This is a genomic window from Faecalibacterium sp. Marseille-Q0746 (assembly GCF_017377595.1).
Classification (GTDB): Bacteria; Bacillota; Clostridia; order Oscillospirales; family Ruminococcaceae; genus Faecalibacterium; species Faecalibacterium duncaniae.
The window spans coordinates 129,499-148,915 of sequence record NZ_JAFREI010000004.1 but is presented as its reverse complement, the minus strand read 5'-3'; the positions used below and the strand labels follow the sequence as shown (position 1 = coordinate 148,915).

Annotated in this window: 19 protein-coding genes and 1 pseudogene; 12 read left to right on the top strand and 8 right to left on the bottom strand. The window is 53.3% G+C overall.

Annotation, left to right across the window (positions count from 1 at the left end; genetic code table 11):
• The 3 genes and pseudogenes from J3351_RS14110 to J3351_RS14300 all read right to left on the bottom strand — a co-directional run.
• Positions 1-319, bottom strand: a 319-nt coding sequence (locus J3351_RS14110; protein WP_307862852.1) for a hypothetical protein, incomplete at its 3' end; no start/stop codon positions are given.
• 137 nt (positions 320-456) lie between these two features.
• Entirely contained in the window at positions 457-1,422 is a 966-nt protein-coding gene (locus J3351_RS04120) for a hypothetical protein (protein ID WP_207697181.1), read from the bottom strand.
• A 606-nt stretch (positions 1,423-2,028) separates the two neighbouring features.
• Positions 2,029-2,430 (bottom strand): annotated as a pseudogene (locus J3351_RS14300) (mobilization protein); the annotation flags it as partial.
• A gap of 982 nt (positions 2,431-3,412) precedes the next feature.
• Between J3351_RS14300 and J3351_RS04110 the strand changes: the two are divergent.
• From J3351_RS04110 to J3351_RS04090, 5 genes are all read left to right on the top strand, one after another.
• Positions 3,413-4,378 (top strand): tripartite tricarboxylate transporter substrate-binding protein, encoded by a 966-nt coding sequence (locus J3351_RS04110; protein WP_044953587.1) that lies wholly within the window; start codon positions 3,413-3,415, stop codon positions 4,376-4,378.
• Positions 4,379-4,471: 93 nt separating this feature from the next.
• The gene (locus tag J3351_RS04105) at positions 4,472-4,987 is read left to right on the top strand and encodes a tripartite tricarboxylate transporter TctB family protein (protein ID WP_113991662.1); all 516 of its coding nucleotides are present in this window, start codon (positions 4,472-4,474) and stop codon (positions 4,985-4,987) included.
• An 11-nt stretch (positions 4,988-4,998) separates the two neighbouring features.
• Positions 4,999-6,507 (top strand): tripartite tricarboxylate transporter permease, encoded by a 1,509-nt coding sequence (locus J3351_RS04100; protein WP_015536705.1) that lies wholly within the window; start codon positions 4,999-5,001, stop codon positions 6,505-6,507.
• 15 nt (positions 6,508-6,522) lie between these two features.
• Entirely contained in the window at positions 6,523-7,878 is a 1,356-nt protein-coding gene (locus J3351_RS04095; RefSeq protein WP_097776425.1) for a sulfatase-like hydrolase/transferase, read from the top strand.
• A 16-nt stretch (positions 7,879-7,894) separates the two neighbouring features.
• Positions 7,895-9,013: a GntR family transcriptional regulator gene (locus tag J3351_RS04090; RefSeq protein ID WP_113991663.1), complete on the top strand. Its 1,119-nt coding sequence runs from the start codon at positions 7,895-7,897 to the stop codon at positions 9,011-9,013.
• Between the two features lie 41 nt (positions 9,014-9,054).
• On the opposite strand, the gene J3351_RS04085 is transcribed toward J3351_RS04090, so the two are convergent.
• Positions 9,055-10,164: an anaerobic sulfatase maturase gene (locus J3351_RS04085; RefSeq protein ID WP_015536708.1), complete on the bottom strand. Its 1,110-nt coding sequence runs from the start codon at positions 10,162-10,164 to the stop codon at positions 9,055-9,057.
• A gap of 146 nt (positions 10,165-10,310) precedes the next feature.
• On the opposite strand from J3351_RS04085, the gene J3351_RS04080 reads away from it, so the two are divergent.
• The 3 genes from J3351_RS04080 to J3351_RS04070 all read left to right on the top strand — a co-directional run bounded on the left by J3351_RS04080 (position 10,311) and on the right by J3351_RS04070 (position 13,237).
• A complete protein-coding gene (locus J3351_RS04080) occupies positions 10,311-10,898 on the top strand; it encodes a chromate transporter (RefSeq protein WP_117535512.1) in 588 nt (195 codons plus the stop codon).
• Positions 10,895-11,458, top strand: a complete 564-nt coding sequence (locus J3351_RS04075) for a chromate transporter (RefSeq protein ID WP_015536709.1) — start codon at positions 10,895-10,897, stop codon at positions 11,456-11,458. Before J3351_RS04080 ends, J3351_RS04075 begins: the two co-directional genes overlap by 4 nt.
• A 144-nt stretch (positions 11,459-11,602) precedes the next feature.
• Positions 11,603-13,237, top strand: coding sequence for a recombinase family protein (locus tag J3351_RS04070; RefSeq protein WP_242699299.1), 1,635 nt, complete (start codon positions 11,603-11,605; stop codon positions 13,235-13,237).
• Here J3351_RS04070 and J3351_RS14105 read toward each other — a convergent pair.
• Together J3351_RS14105 and J3351_RS14295 are read right to left on the bottom strand one after the other, a co-directional pair.
• Positions 13,230-13,511 carry a hypothetical protein gene (locus tag J3351_RS14105; RefSeq protein ID WP_238078425.1) on the bottom strand — a complete coding sequence of 94 codons (282 nt, stop codon included), beginning with the start codon at positions 13,509-13,511 and terminating at the stop codon, positions 13,230-13,232. The two genes, J3351_RS04070 and J3351_RS14105, sit on opposite strands and share 8 nt — an antisense overlap.
• A gap of 51 nt (positions 13,512-13,562) precedes the next feature.
• Positions 13,563-13,778, bottom strand: a complete 216-nt coding sequence (locus J3351_RS14295) for a hypothetical protein (protein WP_307862851.1) — start codon at positions 13,776-13,778, stop codon at positions 13,563-13,565.
• A 195-nt stretch (positions 13,779-13,973) separates the two neighbouring features.
• Here J3351_RS14295 and J3351_RS04060 point away from each other — a divergent pair, with 195 nt between their 5' ends.
• Positions 13,974-14,918: a LysR family transcriptional regulator gene (locus J3351_RS04060; RefSeq protein WP_207697180.1), complete on the top strand. Its 945-nt coding sequence runs from the start codon at positions 13,974-13,976 to the stop codon at positions 14,916-14,918.
• Between the two features lie 126 nt (positions 14,919-15,044).
• On the opposite strand, the gene J3351_RS04055 is transcribed toward J3351_RS04060, so the two are convergent.
• Positions 15,045-15,440 carry a NifB/NifX family molybdenum-iron cluster-binding protein gene (locus tag J3351_RS04055; RefSeq protein ID WP_207697179.1) on the bottom strand — a complete coding sequence of 132 codons (396 nt, stop codon included), beginning with the start codon at positions 15,438-15,440 and terminating at the stop codon, positions 15,045-15,047.
• A gap of 97 nt (positions 15,441-15,537) precedes the next feature.
• The gene (locus tag J3351_RS04050; RefSeq protein ID WP_156074173.1) at positions 15,538-16,191 is read right to left on the bottom strand and encodes an HAD family phosphatase; all 654 of its coding nucleotides are present in this window, start codon (positions 16,189-16,191) and stop codon (positions 15,538-15,540) included.
• A gap of 353 nt (positions 16,192-16,544) precedes the next feature.
• On the opposite strand from J3351_RS04050, the gene J3351_RS04045 reads away from it, so the two are divergent.
• The 3 genes from J3351_RS04045 (at position 16,545) to J3351_RS04035 (ending at position 19,396) form a co-directional block, all read left to right on the top strand.
• A complete protein-coding gene (locus tag J3351_RS04045) occupies positions 16,545-17,624 on the top strand; it encodes a branched-chain amino acid aminotransferase (protein WP_156062429.1) in 1,080 nt (359 codons plus the stop codon).
• 163 nt (positions 17,625-17,787) lie between these two features.
• Entirely contained in the window at positions 17,788-18,555 is a 768-nt protein-coding gene (locus J3351_RS04040) for an alpha/beta hydrolase (protein ID WP_097769825.1), read from the top strand.
• A gap of 88 nt (positions 18,556-18,643) precedes the next feature.
• Positions 18,644-19,396 carry an esterase family protein gene (locus tag J3351_RS04035; RefSeq protein WP_156059159.1) on the top strand — a complete coding sequence of 251 codons (753 nt, stop codon included), beginning with the start codon at positions 18,644-18,646 and terminating at the stop codon, positions 19,394-19,396.
• The last annotated feature ends 21 nt before the right edge of the window (positions 19,397-19,417 follow it).

Here is a 19,417-nt window from a genome sequence, read left to right as displayed (position 1 = left end):
TACCCAACACCTTAACGGTGCGGACATGGGACTTGATGCTTCCTCGGCCTAGCCGGGTACTCCGTAACCAATCCTGACAGGCAGTTGCCGTGTCATTTTTCGAAAACTGTTTTACGGATACCCAGCAAGTGGGAACTTCCTGTTTTTCGTTGTTTGCATGATGAGCCTGTTCTGCCTGCCATACGGCAAACTCCCGCTGGCCTTCCTCGCTGTTCCAGCAGGCAAGGATGGCCGGGTAGAATGCCCGTGCCAGACGGTCGATGATTTCATCGGGATAAGGGGAAGTGTTTGTGGACTTTTTCTTTTTGTTCAAACGCACGCTCCTTTGATCGTCCCACCGTGGCAAATTCGGGCGAGAAAATCAAAGTTCCAATTTTTATCAGGCGCAAGGGCGCGGATGCTTTCCGCCCTGCTCTTGCGGCTGGTGGCTCGTTGATGGCTTACAGATGTCTGCTGTTATGCGGTCTTTTCTTCTTCAAGGGCTTCTGCAAGAGCCTTTTCCAGATAGGTTTCGATTTCAGTCAGGTAGTTAGCAGGCCTCTGCATTGCGAAGCGGAGAACCTTTTGCTTTTCCGGGTCAGTGAAATAGCTGGGATTGTTTTTGAGCGTTTTCTTCCATGAGTTTTTCATCGTTTCGGTCGCACGGCTCAAGGATTGGTAAACCTTCATAAACTCGTCCGGTACATGATAGCACCGGAATTCTTTTGTTTGTGGTGTGGGCATGGGAACGGGTTCTGCTTTTTCAGGTTCAAATTCTGCGCTGGCAGATTCCAACACTTCCAATGCCTCTGGATGCAGGATTTGAGCAAGGACATCTGAACGATGCTCGGCACTTGCCTGCACGAGTTTGGACATTTCTTCGTTGGTAAACTTCACTTCGCCGGAAAAGACTTTCTGCTTGATGCCGGGAGAGAGGTTGTCTGCGATGTCGATGCCTCGTGTATAGTGGCTGGCGCGGAGAACGGAGGCACGGCTGACACCGTTTTCCTCTGCGATCCGGTCACAGGTTTTCTTTCCAGAGTGGTGGTTATCACCGTGATCACCACCACTTTTCTTTGCTAAAGTGTACTGATTACCCCGAAAGATTTTTGCAGCTTTCTTTTCAGCTTCATACTGTTTCCCAAGCAGATAGCGTTTCTGTTCGGGGCTCAGGTTTCGCCGCCCCAACTGGTTCTTGCAGATCCAAGCGAGAACTTCTTCCCGGCTTTCAAACGGGAGCGGCATGGTGGAAAAATAAATCTCTGGGTGCTTTTGGAGGATTGCATAACGATTGTGACCGTCAACAAGTGTATTGTTCCAAACGATCAAAGGAGAAATCAGCTTGCCTTCTTTGAGGATATTTTCTTCAAGCTGCTTAAATTCATCATCGGTCAGAGGGGGAATCTGGGACTGAAACTCCGGGTCGATTTTCAGGTTGATCATACGCACACTCCTTTATCTCTCCTGCTGCGCCGGTTCTTCCTCCCGGAAAAAGGACGCAACATTCTGCTTTGCGGTTTTCAGTTTGAGCAGTTCTTCCTTGGTTTCCTTGTACTGCTCGTAGAACTTCGCCTTTTCGGATGCCAGCTGCGCATACTCGGCTTCCAGTTTCTTCGGGCTGGGCAGCTTGGTGATATCATTTGCCTTGAAATAGGCTGCTGCCGCCCGGTGCGCTGTCAGCTCTGCACGGTGCTGTTCTTCAAAGGCTGCGGGTCGTTTTGCAGCTTTTAACTGCTGTGCAACGCTCTTGGTGCTGGTGTAGGCTGCGACGTGATAGCGCAGCTCTTTGTTGGCTTTCATACGACCTTCGAGGTCTTTCACCACCGCCAGCGAATCGTGGAACTTGGTATCAAGCTCTGTAATTCTCTGGTCGAGTGCGCCCTCGTCAGTCAAGCCCTTTTCTTCTAGGAGAATCAAGGTCTGTGCCATGGCTTTGAGGTTGCGTTTCGTGAGCCAACGCTTATAGCCAATGCCCTTGCCCTCGGTCATCCTCGACTGGATGTCGATCAGTTTCCCGATAGTATCCTGCTTGAACTGCGCCTTGGGTTTGCGTTCGGCGTTTGCCTGCAACGTGGCAAGCACTGCCACCTTATCGAACTTGTCACCGAGATGTTTCGCCCGGATCTGCTCGGTGTCCGCACCGCCGGAATTGAAGTGCCTTGCAAGCTGGTTGAGATTGCTGCCCACCTTGCTGCACTGGGCAAGCAGGGTGGAAACAGCGGTGAGGGTTTCTTCTCCGCCGCCGGCAACGATGATTGTTTTCTCGATCTTGACGTTGTGGATGGCACGGCGGATAAAAGTGGAGAGGGAGAGATTTAGGAGTTTGCAAGTGAGTTCCAGTGACGTTTTTTCCTCCGCTGTCACACGGAACTTGATGACGTGCGTTTTGTTGTTCGGCGTGTCGTGGTGCTGGGAATTGCTAGGAATCGGTTGAACATTCGTTTCGGTCATTGTACCTCCTGTCTGTTCGATAACTCCTCGGTGAAGTTATGTAAGCACGACACGCCGTTTGTTCGCGCCATCAGGCGCGAACTATGAGCAGGGTTTGGGGCAGGCACGCCCCAACAAGATCACTTCGGAAATGCAGACGCATTGTAGAAGTGAAGTCCCGATGGAACACAACATTTTCAAGAATTGAAAATTTGTGGCCACGGGACGGTTCTTGCCCTCTACCGCTTCGCTCAAAACACGTTTCTGACAGTTATTTCCGAATTGTTAAGACGCAAAAATAAGTAGAGGTGATTCTGCTCATGTAATGGGGTCGCCGTTTGACCTGAACGAAGTTCCTGCCCCTGTTTGTGCAGCGGCGTTGTCCGGCTCGCCCACAGAAAGTGTGAGGTTGTGGCGCAGTATCACGTCCGGTCGGCTCATGAAATTTTCAATGTGCAGCTCCCGTAAAAGAAAAATACCGCCCACGCAGCGCAGCGATGATTTTGTCGGGTGAATCGTCGGCAAAATGAATCGGGTGTGTTGCGGGGCGGTAGCTTCTTTCGTGGATTTTTCCTCACTGAAGTGGTGGGGCTCACGGTGATAACCAACCACTTTTGCAGAAGATTTGCAATCAATCTACAAGTTCAGTGGGATTTGTGATAGAGAATATCATGGTTCGTAGGGTACGTCAAGATGATTCCGAAGAAATTATTTATGAATGGAGACAATAGTAAGACTTCTATTATGAATATGATACACTTTACATCATGAAAGAATTTAAGCTGCACAAAGATGATTCAAGCGGATGTGCAATGTGCACAATAAGTTTTCTACAGCAAAATACAGATGTGGTCATTTAGCTCTTTTACCAGACAACTTTTTTTATAAAATAAAAAAATTTGTTGACTTGAAATTGCTTGAAATGTTATCTTGTTGGTAACAAAAGCACGGTGAAGTGCTTGCTACCACACGAAAAGGCAAAACAAAAAAGGAGAGTAAAATGATGAAAAAGCGTATTGCGGCGTTGGTCACCGCCGGTGTCCTTGCTTTGTCGATGCTTACCGGCTGCGGAAGCAAACAGGAGAGCTGGAAAGTTACCTGCCCGTGGGCACCGTCTGGTGTAGCAGCGATGGTCAGCCAAAAGGCTGCTGCCAAGTCCCCTGATTATTCTGATAATAAAATCACACTGGTTGCTGAAGCCGTCAAGGGCGATGCTGCTACTGTCAACACTTGGGTGTCCAGTACTAAGGCAAATGATAAGGAACTGGTCTTCGCCGGTGAGGGTCTGTTCGCCATTACCGAGACTCTGGATCCGGCCAAGCTGCAGTTCAGCTACGACGATTTTGAGTTCGTGGAGAACTTGTACTCCTCCGTCTTCGTCCTGTCCGCTGATTCTTCACTGAACCTCAAGAATCTGGACGATCTGGAGGCCTATGTCAAGGCAGGCAACCCCGTATCCGTGGCCGTTAACGGCGCTACCGGCTCCGAGGCTTTCCTGGCAGCGGCTCTGTTCGGCTCTATGGGTGCCGGCGACCAGCTGAAACTGACTCCGTACCAGTCCGCTGCGGAGGCTGCACAGGCTGTAGCTAAGGGTGAAACGAACTTCGCGGTCTCTCACCAGTCTCAGATTCTTGAGACCTACCAGCAGGGCGGCGTTGATGTGGTTTGCGCATTCGATGACAAGGCTATCGAAAACGGCCCCTTCGCAGGCGTTGAGGGCGTTGGCTCCAAGGGCTACCCCTACTTCCGCAACCGCTGCTTCGTCATGGCTCGCAAAGGTACTGACGCCGCAAAGGTTGCCGAGCTGAAAGAGCTGTATGATAAGATCCTCGCCGATGATGAGATGGTCGAGTGGCTGAACGACACCATGCTGCTGGAAGTCGATACCATGACCGAGGACGATGTGAAGGCTCACATTGAGAACGTCAAGAGCATCGTCGAGCAGTATAAGGACATCGTGGCAGGCTGATAAAAAGCCCTCATAGCGACAAAAAGCTGAAGCAGGGGGAACGGGGACATCCCCTTCTCCCTGCTTTTATGTTTCCAAAAGGAGTTGAAACAAGTGAAAAATCTGATAGAACGTGCCGAAGCAAAACTGGATGAATGGGGCGCAAAGCTCGAACAGAAGAACATCGAGTACCCGGTAGACCTGATTTGCGGCATTCTGTTTCTGGTCATTGGCATCGTGCTGCTGCTCATCATGCCGCAGCAGGTGCAGATCTCGGAAAAAGACGTTGTGAATGGCCGCGCTTTCCCGACGATGCTGATTTGGCTCATGCTGGCCATGAGCGCCCTTCTGGTGGGCCGCGAGGCATACAACATGGTGATGCACCGCCCGACCAAAACTAAAACGCTGAATCTTTTGGTGGAAACAAAAGCACTCGTCATCGTCCTCATTCTGGTGGTCACTTATCTGCTGGCAGAGGTCACGGATCTGTTTGTTGTGGGCGCTGTATTCTGCGCACTGGCATTTCTGGTCTTTTTCCGCTGCAAGAAACCCCTTTACTATGCCATCACAGTTTCAATGGCTGTGCTGATCTGGGTCGTGTTCCACTTTGTGCTGAATGTTAGTTTCTGAGGAGGCAGAATATGGGTTTGTTTGACTTTATCGGCCCGGCCTCCGGGCTGCTTTTCACCCTCGAAAATATCATCTGGATAAACCTCGGCGTCTTTATTGGCTGCGTGTTCGCGGCCATCCCGGGATTAAGTGTTATCCTCTGCATCATCCTATTCCTGCCTGTCACTTATACCATGCGTGCGATTCCCGGCATGATGTTCCTGTTGGGCATTTACTGCGCAGGTGGCTATGGTGGATCGGTATCGGCTATCCTTATCAACACGCCGGGTACGCCCCACGCGGCGGCTACTATGCTGGACGGCTATCCGCTGTCCAAAATGGGCCGCACTAAGGCGGCGTTGAAAATTGCACTTTATGCATCTACCTTTGGCGGTATCTTCTCTGCGCTGGTGCTGCTCTTCCTCGGCCCTCAGGTCGCAAAAATTTCGGCACAGCTCGGCACGGCGGAGTACTTTATGGTCTGCCTGTTCGGCATGACGATTATTGCAGGCGTTTCTGGTAAGAGCCTTGTCAAGGGCATCATCGCCGCCTGCCTTGGTTTGCTTATTTCCTGTGTGGGCGCAGACCCCATGACCAGCTATGACCGCTTTACATTTGGTATTCCCCGTCTGTATCTGGGTCTTGACCTTGCCGTTACCCTCATCGGTTTGTTCGCACTGGTGGAAATCATTGGCAAGGCAGAGCTGAAGCGGAATGAGTTGAACCTTCACGCCGGAAAAATCGGCAATGATGACGGCAAAATCACAAAAGATGAATACAAGCGGATGTTCCGACCAGTGCTGATGGGTTCTATCATCGGTTCCTGTGTTGGTATCGTACCTGGCACGGGTGCGTCGGAGGCCTCGTGGTTCTCCTACAACACTGCGAAGAACCTGTCCAAGCATCCCGAGGAATTCGGCCACGGTTCTGTGGAGGGCGTTGCGGCTGCTGAGTCTGCCAACAATGCCGTCTGTGGCGCGACCCTGATTCCCTTGCTGACGCTGGGCATCCCCGGCGACGGCTGCGTGGCCATCATGTTGTCGGCCCTGATGATAAATGGCCTGAACCCCGGTCTCTCGCTGTTCACCACCGACGGCGCTATCATGTATGCCATCATGCTGGGCCTTATCCTCGTGAACATCTTCATGTTCCTGCAGGGCAAATACCTGACTAGCCTGTTTGCAAAGGTCGTCTCCATCCCTCAGCAGATCTTGACCCCCATCATCGTGATTTTCTGTTTCGCCGGTGCTTACTCGGTGAACAGCAGCTATTTTGATTTGAGCGTTGCGCTGGTGTTCGGCGTGATGGCGTGGTTCATGCGCAAGCTGGAGCTGCCCGCTGTCCCTGTGCTGCTGGGCATGGTGCTGGGCAATATGACCGAGACGAACTTCCGCCGCGCCCTGCTCATCTCGGATGGAAGTCCCAAAATCTTCTTCAGCAGTGTGTATTGCTGGATTTTTATCGCGCTAATCGTGGTGGTTATCATCGGCATCCTGCGCGGCAAGATGAAGGAAACGAAGAACGCGAAAGTGGAACAGTAAAAGGAGGTAAAGACCGTGGCATATAACATTATTTTCTACTTCAGTGACCAGCAGCGCTGGGATACCTGCGGCTGCTTCGGCCAGCCGCTCAACGTCACACCCAATCTGGACAAGCTGGCAGAGGAGGGCGTAAAATTTGACAATGCTTTCTCTCCCCAGCCGGTGTGCGGCCCTTGCCGCGCCCTATTCCAGACCGGAAAATACCCCACTGAGACAGGCTGTTTCCGCAATAACCTGATGCTGCCCTCGAATATCAAGACTCTGGGCGAGTATATGGAAAAAGATGCCGGCTACGAAACTGCCTATGTCGGCAAGTGGCATCTGGCCTCGGATGGCGAGCTGGAAAAGAAGCCGACCATTGACCATACCATTACAGCCGTTCCGTTGGAGTTGCGCGGCGGCTACACCGGCTACTGGCGTGCAGCCGATGTGCTGGAATTTACCTCCCACGGCTACGACGGCTATGTGTTCGACGAGAACAACAACCGCATCGATTTTAAGGGCTACCGTGCTGACTGCATCAACCAGTTCGCGCTGGACTACCTCGACCAGTACACCGGCGAAAAGCCCTTCTTCATGACCGTATCCCAAATTGAGCCGCACCATCAGAATGACCACAACCACTACGAAGGCCCCAACGGCTCGAAGCAGCGATTTGCGGATTTTGTCCTCCCCGAAGACTTGAAGGCTCTGGGCGGCAATGCAGCAGAAGAGTATCCGGATTATCTGGGACAGTGCGCAAGCCTCGACGAGAACCTCGGCAAGCTGGTGGAAAAACTGAAAGAAAAGGGTCTGTATGAGAATACTGTTATCCTTTACGCTTCCGACCATGGCTCTCATTTCAAGACCCGCAACCGCGACGCCCATCTGAACGGATACGATGACTATAAGCGCTCGTGCCACGACGGCTGCCTGCATGTGCCGCTGGTCATCTGCGGCGGCCCGTTCAAGGGCGGCAAGGAAGTCACCGAGCTGGTCAGCACCGAGAGCATCCCCAAGACTCTGTTGGCTTTGGCAGGCGTGGATGTCGGCGACAAGATGATCGGCGAAAATCTGCTTGACGTTGTGGAAAAGAAAAATCATAATAGAGCTAATGAGGTCTACGCCCAAATCTCGGAGAGCCGCTGCGGCCGCTGCATCCGCACGGCAGATTATATGTACTCTGTCTATGCCCCCGGTGTCAATGGCGGCGAGGCTGCGGCATCTGATGTGTATGCGGACGACTTCCTCTATGATATGCAGAAAGACCCGTGGCAGCTGAACAATGTTGTCGCAGATCCTGCATACGCCGACGTCAAAGCGGAGCTTCGTGAGCGCTTGCTGAACTGGATACAGCACGCAGAAGGCACCCGCCCCACCATCACCGACTGAAAAGGAGCGTTTGCCCATGCTCTCGGCTGCTGAGAAAAAATCTGCTCAGGTATATCGTTGGCTTCTGGCTTATATCGACGAAAACAAGTTTTCTGGAAATCAACGACTGCCCTCGGAAAATGCACTCTGCCGAAAGCTGGGCGTCAGCCGGGAAACGATTCGAGTTGCCATTGACCGATTGGTGAATGAAGGAATCGTGTACAAAGTCAAAGGGAGCGGCACCTATTTCCACCGGGAAAAGGTGATGACGCGCGATTTGAACACCGAGGATGCACTTTATAAGATCGGCCTTGTTTTGCAAGGTCAGGATACGAGTGCAAATTCGGGATTAATCGAAGGGGTTCGCAGTGTCCTGACGCAGGAGCAGGTAGACCTCCATGTATTTCTGACCGATAACAAATTCTGCAACGAACGCCGCTGTCTGGAGACTGTGGTACATCAGAATTTTCACGGTTTCATCGTGGATGGTGTCAAATCGAGCATCCTCAGCCCAAATCTTGACTGCTACAAGGAGCTTTACCGACGTAAGATCCCGGTGATATTCTACAACAACTTCTATCGGAACTTGCGCTGCCCCCGCGTAACGATCAATGATATCGAATGTGCCCATCAGCTGATAGAACGCCTGATGGATGCCGGACACAGCCACATTGCAGGCATCTTCGTGTACGACAACTACCAGAGCGTAGAAAAGTTTCAAGGCATGGCGGAAGCGATGCGAAATCGTGGTTTGGAACTGAACGATGATTACATCAAGTGGTGTATTTCGGACGAAGCCCACAACGAAAGCTATGTCCGTTCCATTGAAAGATTTCTGAAGAGCATCCCTAAATGCACCGCTATCGTCTGCTGCAACTACATCATCTATCGGCTGGTCATGAAAACCCTGCAGAAAATGGGGAAGACTGTACCCGAAGATTATTCGCTGGTCTGTTTTGATTATTCCGAAGAAACTTATCGGCAGGAGGATGTTACCTGCTCCGTGGAGCAAGGCTTCGAGATGGGACGTCAGCTTGCGCTGCGGCTTATGGAGATGATTTCCACCGGCGAATGCGATGACCGGAACTACACTTATGTCATGAAGCCCATCCTCTACGATGGCCATTCCATCCGGAAGCTCAAAAAGGTAAAATAAAGATTCTCCCGGAGGCAGTACTGCTCTCCGGGAGAATCTCTTTACCGGTTTTGTTGTGCCAGAAAATGTGCAGCAGTATGCAGGCGCGGAAGCACATAGGCAAAGAACTGCTTATACGCTGCGCAAAAGCGGTTGCTTCCAGAGGCATCCCAATCTCGCTTGCATCCGCCCCGGCAGAGCAGCTGATAAGCACATGCTGCGCATTCCGCCGGGCGTTTGCGGCCCTGTGCCAGAAATGTCTGGCTTGTGGGAGAATCAAGCGCATCTTCAACGGTACAGTGGCTCAGATTTCCCAGCTTCCACTCATCCAGAACATAAAAGTCACAGGGATAAAGGCTTCCGTCACCTTCTACGGTAAGATAATGTCCACAGGAACCGGAGGAAGCGCAGGAGGTAGGCGGCATTCCCAGCAGGATACGCAGATAGTCCTCAAAATTGCGAACGCTGATATAATTGCCTCGTTGCAGCTGCTGATACCAAGTATCAAAGACGCCGCACAGAAAACGACCATAAAGTTCCGGCGTTAGAGAATATGCCTGCCCTCCAATCGTATCAAGTGGGTCAAGACATGGGATGAATTGCAGATTGTGCTGTCCCAACTCGCAGAGGCTTTTGAAGGCTCGCTGCGGCTTTCTGGCCAGCTGTCCGGTTACAACACAGAGCAGATTCGTTTCGACCCTGTAGGCATCCAGCAGCGCAAGCGCATGAGTTACTTTATCCCATGTGCCCTGCCCAGCTGCGTCCAGCCGATAGAGATCATGGTTCTCCTGTGTGCCGTCCAGAGAGAGGCCTACGAGGAAAGAGTTGGCTTTGAAAAAGGAAGCCCACTCTTCATCCAGACAAATGCCATTGGTCTGGATGCTGTGGAACACAGAGATATTGCGCTGCATGGAACGCTCCGTTTCCAGAAAGAACCGGAAGAAATCCAACCCGGCAAGAGTCGGTTCGCCGCCCTGAAACAGAAAATGGACGCTGCCGCCTTCCTCTGTGGCTGCAAAAGCCTTTTCAACCAGTTCTCCTGCCATTTCATGGGAAAGCAGTCCCATATTTTTGCAGGCTCGGCTGTTGGAAACATCGTCATAAAAGCAGTACCGGCAACGCAGATTGCACAGGCTGGACGCTGGCTTGACGAGAAATGTATTATGTTTCATAGAGATTCCCTCCGTGCTTCGCAGTTCTTAAAACAAGGATACCGGAAAATACGGGCTTTCGCAAGCAGTAACAGTTAAAAGCTGTTTGAAATAGTAAGAAAACAAATATAGTTGTCCGAAAATCAAAAAAGGAGAAGAAAACTTGTATGGATGAAAATAAAACATACGGTACACGGTTAGCACGGCTTTGGAAGCTGTTTTTGAGTACGCTGTACATTAGCAGCTTTACCTTCGGCGGCGGCTTTGTCATCGTGACCTTTATGAAGAAAAAATTTGTAGATGAGCTGCACTGGATCGATGAACAGGAAATGCTGGATATGACAGCGTTGGCGCAGTCCTCTCCGGGCGCAATCGCGGTCAATGCTGCAATTCTGGTAGGCTGGCAGGTAGAAGGCTTGATTGGAATGATCGTGGCAGTGTTGGGCACCATCATCCCACCTATGGTCATTCTTTCAGTCATTTCTGTGTTCTACAATGCTTTTGCCACCAATCGCTATATCGCGTTGTTACTCAAGGGAATGCAGGCTGGTGTGGCGGCGGTCATTCTGGATGTTGTATTCGACCTCGGCGGCAAGGTGCTGAAGACCCGCTCATGGGTGTATATTGTCCTGATGGTCGCAGCGTTTGTCGCAAATACGGTGTTTGATGTCAATGTGGTGGTGGTCATCCTTGCCGCTGCAGTATTCGGCGTGGTGCTGGCTCTGGTCCAGTGGAAAAAAGGTGGTGCAAAATGATCTACTTACAGCTTTTTCTCAGCTTTTTGCAGGTGGGTATGTTCAGCGTAGGCGGCGGCTATGCGGCCATGCCGCTGATCCAGAGCCAAGTGGTGGAACAACATGGCTGGCTGACGATGCAGGAGTTTACTGACCTCATCACGATTGCAGAAATGACCCCTGGTCCCATTGCGGTCAACTCGGCAACTTTTGTTGGTTTGCGTATCGCGCAGGTACCCGGAGCCATCATTGCAACACTAGGTTGCATTACACCGGCGCTGTTCTTTGTTTCACTTCTATCCTACATCTATCGTAAATACAAGGATATTTCTCTGCTGCAAAGTGTTCTGGCCTGCCTGCGTCCGGTCATTGTAGCACTTATCTTTGGTGCAGGTCTTTCTATACTGTCTATGGTGGTGTTCGGAGAGAGTGCAAAGACGCTTGCCAACGTAGACTGGATCGGCATCGGCAGTTTTGCATCGGCATTTTTTGTGCTACGGAAGCTCAAGTGGAATCCCATCCTGACCATGTGCCTGTGCGGCGTGGCCGGGCTTGGACTTCACATTTTGCTCGGAATATAATCTTAAGACAATTTGTCTGTTGGAATCATGAAAATAAATCATTGGGCTTGCAATCAGGGCAAAACTGTGGTATATACATTATACGAAACATTGCTTTAATGAACGTATTACCGTTCAATGACGTATAAAATGGAGGTGCTTGCCATGACCGCCGTGATCTATGCCCGCTATTCATCGGATAACCAGCGCGAAGAATCCATTGAAGGCCAGATTCGTGAATGCACTGCCTATGCGGAAAAGAATGGCATCACCATCGTCAAGCACTACATTGACCGTGCCATCTCTGCCAAAACGGACAACCGCCCGGAGTTTCAGCAGATGATAAAAGACAGCGACAAAAAGCTGTTTGACATTGTGCTGGTCTGGAAGCTTGACCGTTTTGCCCGGAACCGCTACGACAGTGCCCGGTACAAGACCCAGCTGAAGAAGAATGGTGTCAAGCTCATGTCTGCCACCGAGATCATCTCCGAGGGGCCGGAGGGCATCATTCTGGAATCGGTGCTGGAAGGTTATGCCGAGTATTATTCCGCTGACCTTGCCGAGAAGGTCGTGCGTGGACAGACCGAGAACATCCTGAAAGGACGCTGCAACGGTGGACGTGGAACTTTTGGCTACACGCTGGATTCTGAGAGGAAGTTCCATATTGACCCTCTCACCTCTCCTTTTGTGCTGGAATCGTTCAGGAAGTACAATGAAGGCTCCACCATGAAGGAGATCCGGGACTGGCTGAACGAAAACGGCATCAAGAACCCGGTGGGCGGTGCGTTTACCTATAACAGCGTCGAACATATGCTCAAAAACCGGCGGTACATCGGAGAACTGAAATTCCGGGATGTGGTCGTACCGGATGCTATCCCGCCCATCATTCCGCTGGAACTGTTTGAGGATGTGCAGGAGAAAATCGCCAAAAACAAGAAAGCCCCTGCCCGTAGAAAGGCAGAGGATGACTACCTGCTCACCACCAAGCTGTTCTGCGGCTACTGTGGGGCGTTGATGTTTGGCGAAAGCGGCACAAGCCGGACGGGTGAAGTCCACCGCTACTATAAATGTGCCACTGCCAAAAAGCACAAGGGCTGCAAGAAAAAGACCGTCCGCAAACAGTGGCTGGAAGATCTGGTGGTCAACCAGACCATGCAGCTTGTGAAAGACGATGCCGCTATGGAGTCCATCATCGCCAAGGTGATGGAACTGCAAAATAAGGAAAACACCAACATTCCCCTTTATGAAAAGCAGCTTCGAGATGCGGAATCGGGTATCCAGAATATGCTCAATGCGATTCAGGTTGGAATCCTGACCAGTTCCACCAAGGAGCGGTTGGAGCAGCTGGAAGAAACCAAGCGTGAGCTTGAAGCCCGCATTGCAGAAGAGAAGCTGGCAAAGCCCAAGGTCACGGAGGAGTTCATCCGGTTCTGGCTGCTGCGGTTCCGCAAGCTGGATATGAGCCTGAAAGACCAGCGGCAGGCACTGGTGGATACCTTCATCAATGCGATTTACCTGTATGATGATAAGGTTTTGATAACCTTCAATTATAAAGAAGGAACACAGACCGTCACCTTTGGAGAAGCGTCAGAAATTGCATCCGAGGGAAATGGTTCGGATTTAGATTGCTTTACTGCACCAGAAAATGCCGTGAAATCGAAAGATTTCATGGCTTTTTTGTTTTGTAAGCCATGGGTGCACGGTTTCTGCACGGTTTTTGCACGGTCGGTGTTTTCCATGTCCGATTATGTAGGGCGCTGTATTGCATTGCAATCAGTGCCCTTTTTTTGCATCAGGTGAGCAGGGCCAGGCGCAGCTTTACCTTCATTTCCGGGTCGGCATCCTTGAGCAATTCCAAAAGAGCTGTCATGGAGATGGTGGGTTCGCCAGCGGCGGGTACAGCCTGCGGGCTGGGGGTGTCGGGCTTGGCATAGAAGCCGCTTTCAAACTTCTTGCCCCACTCCACCGCCAGCAGAAAGGAATTGTGCAGAAGCTGATGGACCTCATGGAGGGTAGTGCCGGAGAGGGTGCGCTTTTGCTGCTTGGGCGAAAGGTCTCGCCGCTTGCCGCCCACATATTGTCCGCAAGGGGTCTTGCTCAGGGTGTCGTACAGGGCTTCGATGTGCTAAGGCCGCAGCTTCTGCATCTGCATCTCCCCGATATAGGGGATGATGAGGTTCTGGATGAGGGCCAGATTGGACTGGTAGGTCTTGGGTGCCCATTTGTGCTTGCTGCACTGCTTGGGCAGCCAGTCCATCAGGAACTCTGCTACCGTCACGGTGGACGGGATCAGGAAATTGCCGGTCGCCAGCTCGTGCTCGATCTGCTTCTGGCGTTTCACCGCCTCCTCCTTGGTGGGAAAGCTCTCCCATTTGTCGCAGCTCTTGCCGTACTCGTCCTGATAGGTGTACTATTTTTCAATTTCCTCTTGCAATTTTCGATTGCAGTTGTTATGATACGGGCAGGAATAGAATGTGCAAAAAGTATTCTGCACAAGGCAGCAATGCGATTTTTACATGGAGGAGGCGGGCATATCATGTATGTGGATTGGGAGTATTACAAGATCTTCTATTATGTGGCGAAGTATCAGAACTTTACCAAGGCCGCGCGGGTTCTGGGCAACAACCAGCCCAATATCACCCACTCGATGAACCGACTGGAAAGCCAGCTGAACTGCGTGCTGTTCATCCGCTCCAACCGGGGTGTGACCCTGACACCGGAGGGCGAGATGCTCTACTCCCGCATCGCTTCGGCGGCGGTGCAGATCCAGGATGCCGAGGAGGAGCTGAGCGCCAGTGCCACGCTGGAGCACGGAACCATCAGCATCAGCGCCACCGAGACGGCGCTCAACATTTATCTTTCCAAAAAGCTGCGGGATTTCCATACCGAATATCCCGGCATCCGGCTGCGCATCTCGAACCACTCCACCCCGCAGGCGGTGCAGGCCGTGAAGAACGGCGAGGTGGATTTTGCCATTGTGAGCACCCCGGCGGAGATCGAGTCGGGGCTGAAAATGGTGGAGCTGAAGCCGTTTTACGAGGTGCTGGTGGGTGGCAGGACCTTCACCGCGCTGGCAAGTCAGAGCCTGACCCTGAAAGAGCTGCGCAGCTATCCCCTCATCTCCCTCAGCGACGAGAGCGTGACCCGCAGCCTGTACCGGCAGTTCTTCCTGGATCACGGCGCGGTCCTCAAGCCGGATACGGAAGCTGCCACCACCGACCAGATGCTCACGCTGGTCAAAAGCGAGCTGGGCCTTGCCTTTGTGCCGGAACCCATGGCGAGGGATAGCCTGGAGCGTGGCGAGCTGGTGCAGATCCATCTGCAGGAGATCATCCCGACCCGTTCGATCTGCCTTGTTTACGACCGCCACCGCCCGCTGAACACGGCGGCGCGGAAATTCCAGCAGATGCTGACCAAAGCAGATCCGCCCCGCCCGGCCGCATCGAAGCAGACCGAGAGTATCTCTTTTGTGTCCCAATAAAATGCTGTCGAGATGAGGCCGAGCGCTCACGGCACTGCCCTGGCTTCTGCCGGTTCTTCTAAGGCATAAAATAACCCCGGAACGTTTGCTGTGATGCATCGCTCCGGGGTTTTGTGATATTATGGGTTACTGGCCGCAGGAGTGCCCGCCGCAGTGATGCTCACCGCAATGGTGGCCCTCGTCGTGGTCGTGGTGGTCGCAATGGGCGTTGGGGTCAAAGCGGAGCTTTCCGGCCAGATAATCTGCTACTGCCGCGTCTGCCGGGCCGCTGATTCCGCCGAACAGCTGGATGCCTGCCTGTGCAAGGGCATTCTGTGCCCCGGGGCCGATGCCGCCGCAGAACACCACATTGGCATTGTGCTGGGCCAGAAAGCCCACCAGTGCGCCGTGGCCCTGCCCGTTGGTGGAAACGACCTCGCTGGCCGTCACCTGTCCGTTTTCGACCTCGTAGAACTTGAACTCTGCCGTGTGGCCGAAGTGTTGGAATACCATACCGCTTTCATAAGGGATTGCGATTTTCATGGGGGATGTCTCCTTTTTTCTTTTCTTTTATTATAACATAACACGGGAGACAATAAAACACCGGAACAGGGAACTCTTTTGCGGAGCTTTCCCTCAATTATAATTCTCCCGTTTTCAGCTTGGCCAGCACCTCGTTCAGGCTAGTGCATTCCATGGTATACAGGCCGCGCATTTCATCGTCGGCGGGGAGCAGATCGGGCACCATGACGGTGACAAAGCCCCCGGCGGCACCGGCGCGGACACCGTTGTAGCTGTCCTCCAGCACCAGCGTGTGGGCGGGGGCGGTGCCCAGCTTTTCCGCCGCCAGCAGGAAGATCTCCGGGTCGGGCTTGGAGTGTTTGACCTGCTGGCCGGATACCAGCGCCTTGAAGTAGTGGGTCAGCCCCCAGTTGTTCAGGTTGCCCTCGATGACATGGACCCGGCTGGAGGAGGCCACTGCCATGGGGATGTGGTTGGCATCCAGCCAGGCCAGCAGCTCGTCCAGCCCCGGCTTTTTGGGCACCGGTTTCTGGAACTCCTCATCGGCCACCCGGTGCAGGCTGTCGATGATGGCGTTGGCATCGCAGTCCTCTCCGTAGAACTGCCGCACGATGTTACGGGAAGTTTCGCCTGCTGTGCCGCGTTCAGCCTCGGCAAGGCCTTCCTTGTACTCCAGACCCAGCGCCGCCAGTGCCGGTTTCCAGAAAGTGGCCCACATCCGCTCGGTGTCGAACATCAGGCCGTCCATATCAAAAATCACGCCGTTGATCATGGTAGAACTCCTTTTATTATAACCCTCTCCGTCATTGCTTCGCAATGCCACCCTCCCGAAGGGAGAGGCTGTTTTGCCTCTTGGGAAAGGTTTTCGCAAAACCAAAATCTAAAAGCCGCAATGGGCTCCCCCTTTGGGGGAGCTGGCAACGCCATCGGCGTTGACTGAGAGGGCTTATGTTTTCATTTTATCACAATTTGCGACAACTTACAGCCCCCAAACATGAAAGATTTTGCGTTTCCTTGCAAATCCGGCTCATGCTACTATAATAGAAAACAACATTCGGCATTTCAGGTGCGGGCGCGTGCCGCGCAAAATCTGCTGTGTGAGATCAGAAAAGAGGGAAATATATCATGTTGGATATCAAGATCACTCGTACCACTTCTCCCAAGGAGAAGCCTCAGGACGAGACCAAACTGGGCTTCGGCAAGAAATTTACCGACCACATGTTTGTGATGGATTATACCGAGGGCGAGGGCTGGCACGATGCCCGCATCGTCCCCTATGCACCCTTCCCGCTGGACCCGGCCACGGTGGTGTTCCACTATGCGCAGGAGATCTTTGAGGGCATGAAGGCTTACCGCACCGCGGATGACACCATTCAGCTGTTCCGCCCTGATTGCAACGCAAAGCGTTTCCAGGATTCCGCCGACCGTCTGTGCATCCCCAAGATCCCGGAAGAGGATTTTGTGCAGGCTGTTGAGGCTCTGGTGGACGTGGAGCGCGACTGGGTGCCCCATACCGATGGTGCTTCCCTGTACATCCGTCCCTTCGTTTTTGCAAACGATGTGGGTCTGGGCGTGCACGCTTCCAAGCACTATATCTTCTGCATCATCTGTGCTCCCTCCGGCGCTTACTACGCCGAGGGCATCAACCCCGTCCGCATCTACGTTGAGGATGAATACATCCGTGCCGCCCCCGGTCTGACCGGCTTCACCAAGTGCGGCGGCAACTACGCTGCTTCCATCAAGGCCGGTGAGCTGGCCGAGGAGCAGGGCTACGCACAGGTGCTGTGGCTGGATGGCGTGGAGAAGAAGTACGTTGAGGAAGTCGGCAGCATGAACATCATGTTCAAGATCGACGGCAAGGTCTACACCGCTGCAACCGTCGGCACCGTTCTGCCCGGCGTTACCCGCCGCAGCTGCATCGAGCTGCTGAAGGATTGGGGCTATGATGTCATCGAGGGCAAGCTGGCCATTGCGGACATCATGCAGGCCGCCCGCGAGGGCAAGCTGGAAGAGGTCTTCGGCACTGGTACCGCCGCAGTCGTCTCCCCTGTCAAGGAGCTGGTCTGGAAGGGCGAGCACGCCTACATTGGCGATGGCAAGATCGGCCCTGTGACCCAGAAGCTGTACGACACCATGACCGGGATGCAGTGGGGCAAGATCCCCGATACCAAGGGCTGGATCGTTCCGGTTGAGAAGAAGTATTGATCCTTCCCGCGCTTCTCTCTGTTCAGAATTTTTGCAAACGCCGCCGGGTGGGAATGCCGCCGGGCGGCGTTTGCCGTATCATAGGTTTTGTTCCCCGATTGCTTTTCCGCCTGCACAGTGCTAGACTATGTGCAGAAAAACAGAAACGAGAGGGAACTGGAATATGGTCAAAAAATGGAGCGTCAGCTATCCTGCGGTGAACGGCGTGGAGCAGCGCCGGGTGTATGTCTACCTACCCACCATGTACGAAGCCGACCCGGAGCGCCGGTATCCGGTGCTGTATATGTTCGACGGCCAGAATGTGTTCTTTGATGCGGATGCCACCTACGGCAAGAGCTGGGGCGTGGCGGATTATCTGGACTATACCGATACCCCGCTCATCGTGGCGGCAGTGGAGTGCAATGCAGGCCCCAACAACGAGCGCCTTGTGGAGTATTCGCCCTACCGCTTCGATGACCCGACCTATGGCCACTTTGACGGCAAGGGGCAGGCGACCATGAGCTGGTTCATCCACCGGTTCAAGCCCTTCATTGACCACAATTTCCGCACCCTGCCGGACCGGGAGCACACGTTCATCGGCGGCAGTTCCATGGGCGGCCTGATGAGCCTGTATGCTCTGCTGCAGTATAACGATACCTTCAGCCGCGCGGCAGCCCTGTCGCCGTCGATCTGGGTGTCTCCTGAAAAGCTCAGCGGTCTGGTGGGCCGCGCAAAGCTGGAGCCCGGCACGGTGCTCTACATGGACTACGGTTCCCAGGAGATGGGCAGCCACGAGGGGATGCGCAGGGAATTTGCCGAGATGTGCAGCAAGATCATGGTCCGGGGCATCCACCTGACCAGCCGCCTGGTGCCCGGCGGCACCCACAGCGAAGCCAGCTGGGAAAAGCAGCTGCCGTTCGTGTTCCATACTTTGATGTACGAGTTGGATTGAACCTCTCCGTCATTCCTTCGGGATGCCACCTCTCCTGGTAGGAGAGGCGCGGAGCGCCTGAGAGGTTTTTTATAGAGGAGGGAACTACATGGAAACACAATACTTCAAGGATTACAGCCCCGCACTGGGCCGGGAGATGGAGTGCAAGGTCTACGGCCACGCAGGCCGCCCCATGCTCTTTATTCCCTGTCAGGATGGCCGTTTCTTCGACTTTGAGGACTTCCACATGGCCGGTACGCTGGCACCGTGGATCGAATCCGGGCAGATTATGGTCATCTCCATCGACACCATCGATCAGGAGACCTGGTCCGACACCAACGGCGATCCCTACTGGCGGATCCGCCGCTATGAGCAGTGGATCCGCTACATCGTGGAGGAAGTTGTGCCCAAGATCCAGTATATCGCCAAGGAGCGCAACGGCTGGGACGGTCTCCCCGGCGTGATCGCCTTTGGCTGCAGCCTGGGCGCGACCCATGCCGTCAACCTCTACCTGCGGTTCCCCTATCTTTTCGATGGTTGTCTGGCCCTCAGCGGCATCTACACCGCAAAATACGGCTTTGGCGATTACATGGACGAGGTGGTCTACCAGAACTCCCCCGTGGACTATATGGCCAACTTCCCCACCGATCACCCCTATATGGACCTCTACCGCAGCAGGAAGGCGGTCATCTGCTGCGGTCAGGGCGCTTGGGAGCAGCCCGATACCACCCGGCAGCTCAAGCAGATCTTTGAGCAGAAAGGCATCCCTGTCTGGGTGGACCTGTGGGGCTATGATGTCAAGCACGACTGGGATTGGTGGTATCAGCAGGCCGTATATTATATGCCTTATATTCTAGGATAAGGCGGCTCACCCTCTCAGTCA

Bases quoted from the DNA above. Each gene is read 5' to 3' on its own strand.
- J3351_RS04120 (WP_207697181.1), bottom strand. From the start codon at position 1,422: ATGATCAACCTGAAAATCGACCCGGAGTTTCAGTCCCAGATTCCCCCT.
- J3351_RS04110 (WP_044953587.1), top strand. From the start codon at position 3,413: ATGAAAAAGCGTATTGCGGCGTTGGTCACCGCCGGTGTCCTTGCTTTG.
- J3351_RS04100 (WP_015536705.1), top strand. From the start codon at position 4,999: ATGGGTTTGTTTGACTTTATCGGCCCGGCCTCCGGGCTGCTTTTCACC.
- J3351_RS04090 (WP_113991663.1), top strand. From the start codon at position 7,895: ATGCTCTCGGCTGCTGAGAAAAAATCTGCTCAGGTATATCGTTGGCTT.
- J3351_RS04085 (WP_015536708.1), bottom strand. From the start codon at position 10,164: ATGAAACATAATACATTTCTCGTCAAGCCAGCGTCCAGCCTGTGCAAT.
- J3351_RS04080 (WP_117535512.1), top strand. From the start codon at position 10,311: ATGGATGAAAATAAAACATACGGTACACGGTTAGCACGGCTTTGGAAG.
- J3351_RS04075 (WP_015536709.1), top strand. From the start codon at position 10,895: ATGATCTACTTACAGCTTTTTCTCAGCTTTTTGCAGGTGGGTATGTTC.
- J3351_RS04070 (WP_242699299.1), top strand. From the start codon at position 11,603: ATGACCGCCGTGATCTATGCCCGCTATTCATCGGATAACCAGCGCGAA.
- J3351_RS04060 (WP_207697180.1), top strand. From the start codon at position 13,974: ATGTATGTGGATTGGGAGTATTACAAGATCTTCTATTATGTGGCGAAG.
- J3351_RS04055 (WP_207697179.1), bottom strand. From the start codon at position 15,440: ATGAAAATCGCAATCCCTTATGAAAGCGGTATGGTATTCCAACACTTC.
- J3351_RS04050 (WP_156074173.1), bottom strand. From the start codon at position 16,191: ATGATCAACGGCGTGATTTTTGATATGGACGGCCTGATGTTCGACACC.
- J3351_RS04045 (WP_156062429.1), top strand. From the start codon at position 16,545: ATGTTGGATATCAAGATCACTCGTACCACTTCTCCCAAGGAGAAGCCT.
- J3351_RS04040 (WP_097769825.1), top strand. From the start codon at position 17,788: ATGGTCAAAAAATGGAGCGTCAGCTATCCTGCGGTGAACGGCGTGGAG.
- J3351_RS04035 (WP_156059159.1), top strand. From the start codon at position 18,644: ATGGAAACACAATACTTCAAGGATTACAGCCCCGCACTGGGCCGGGAG.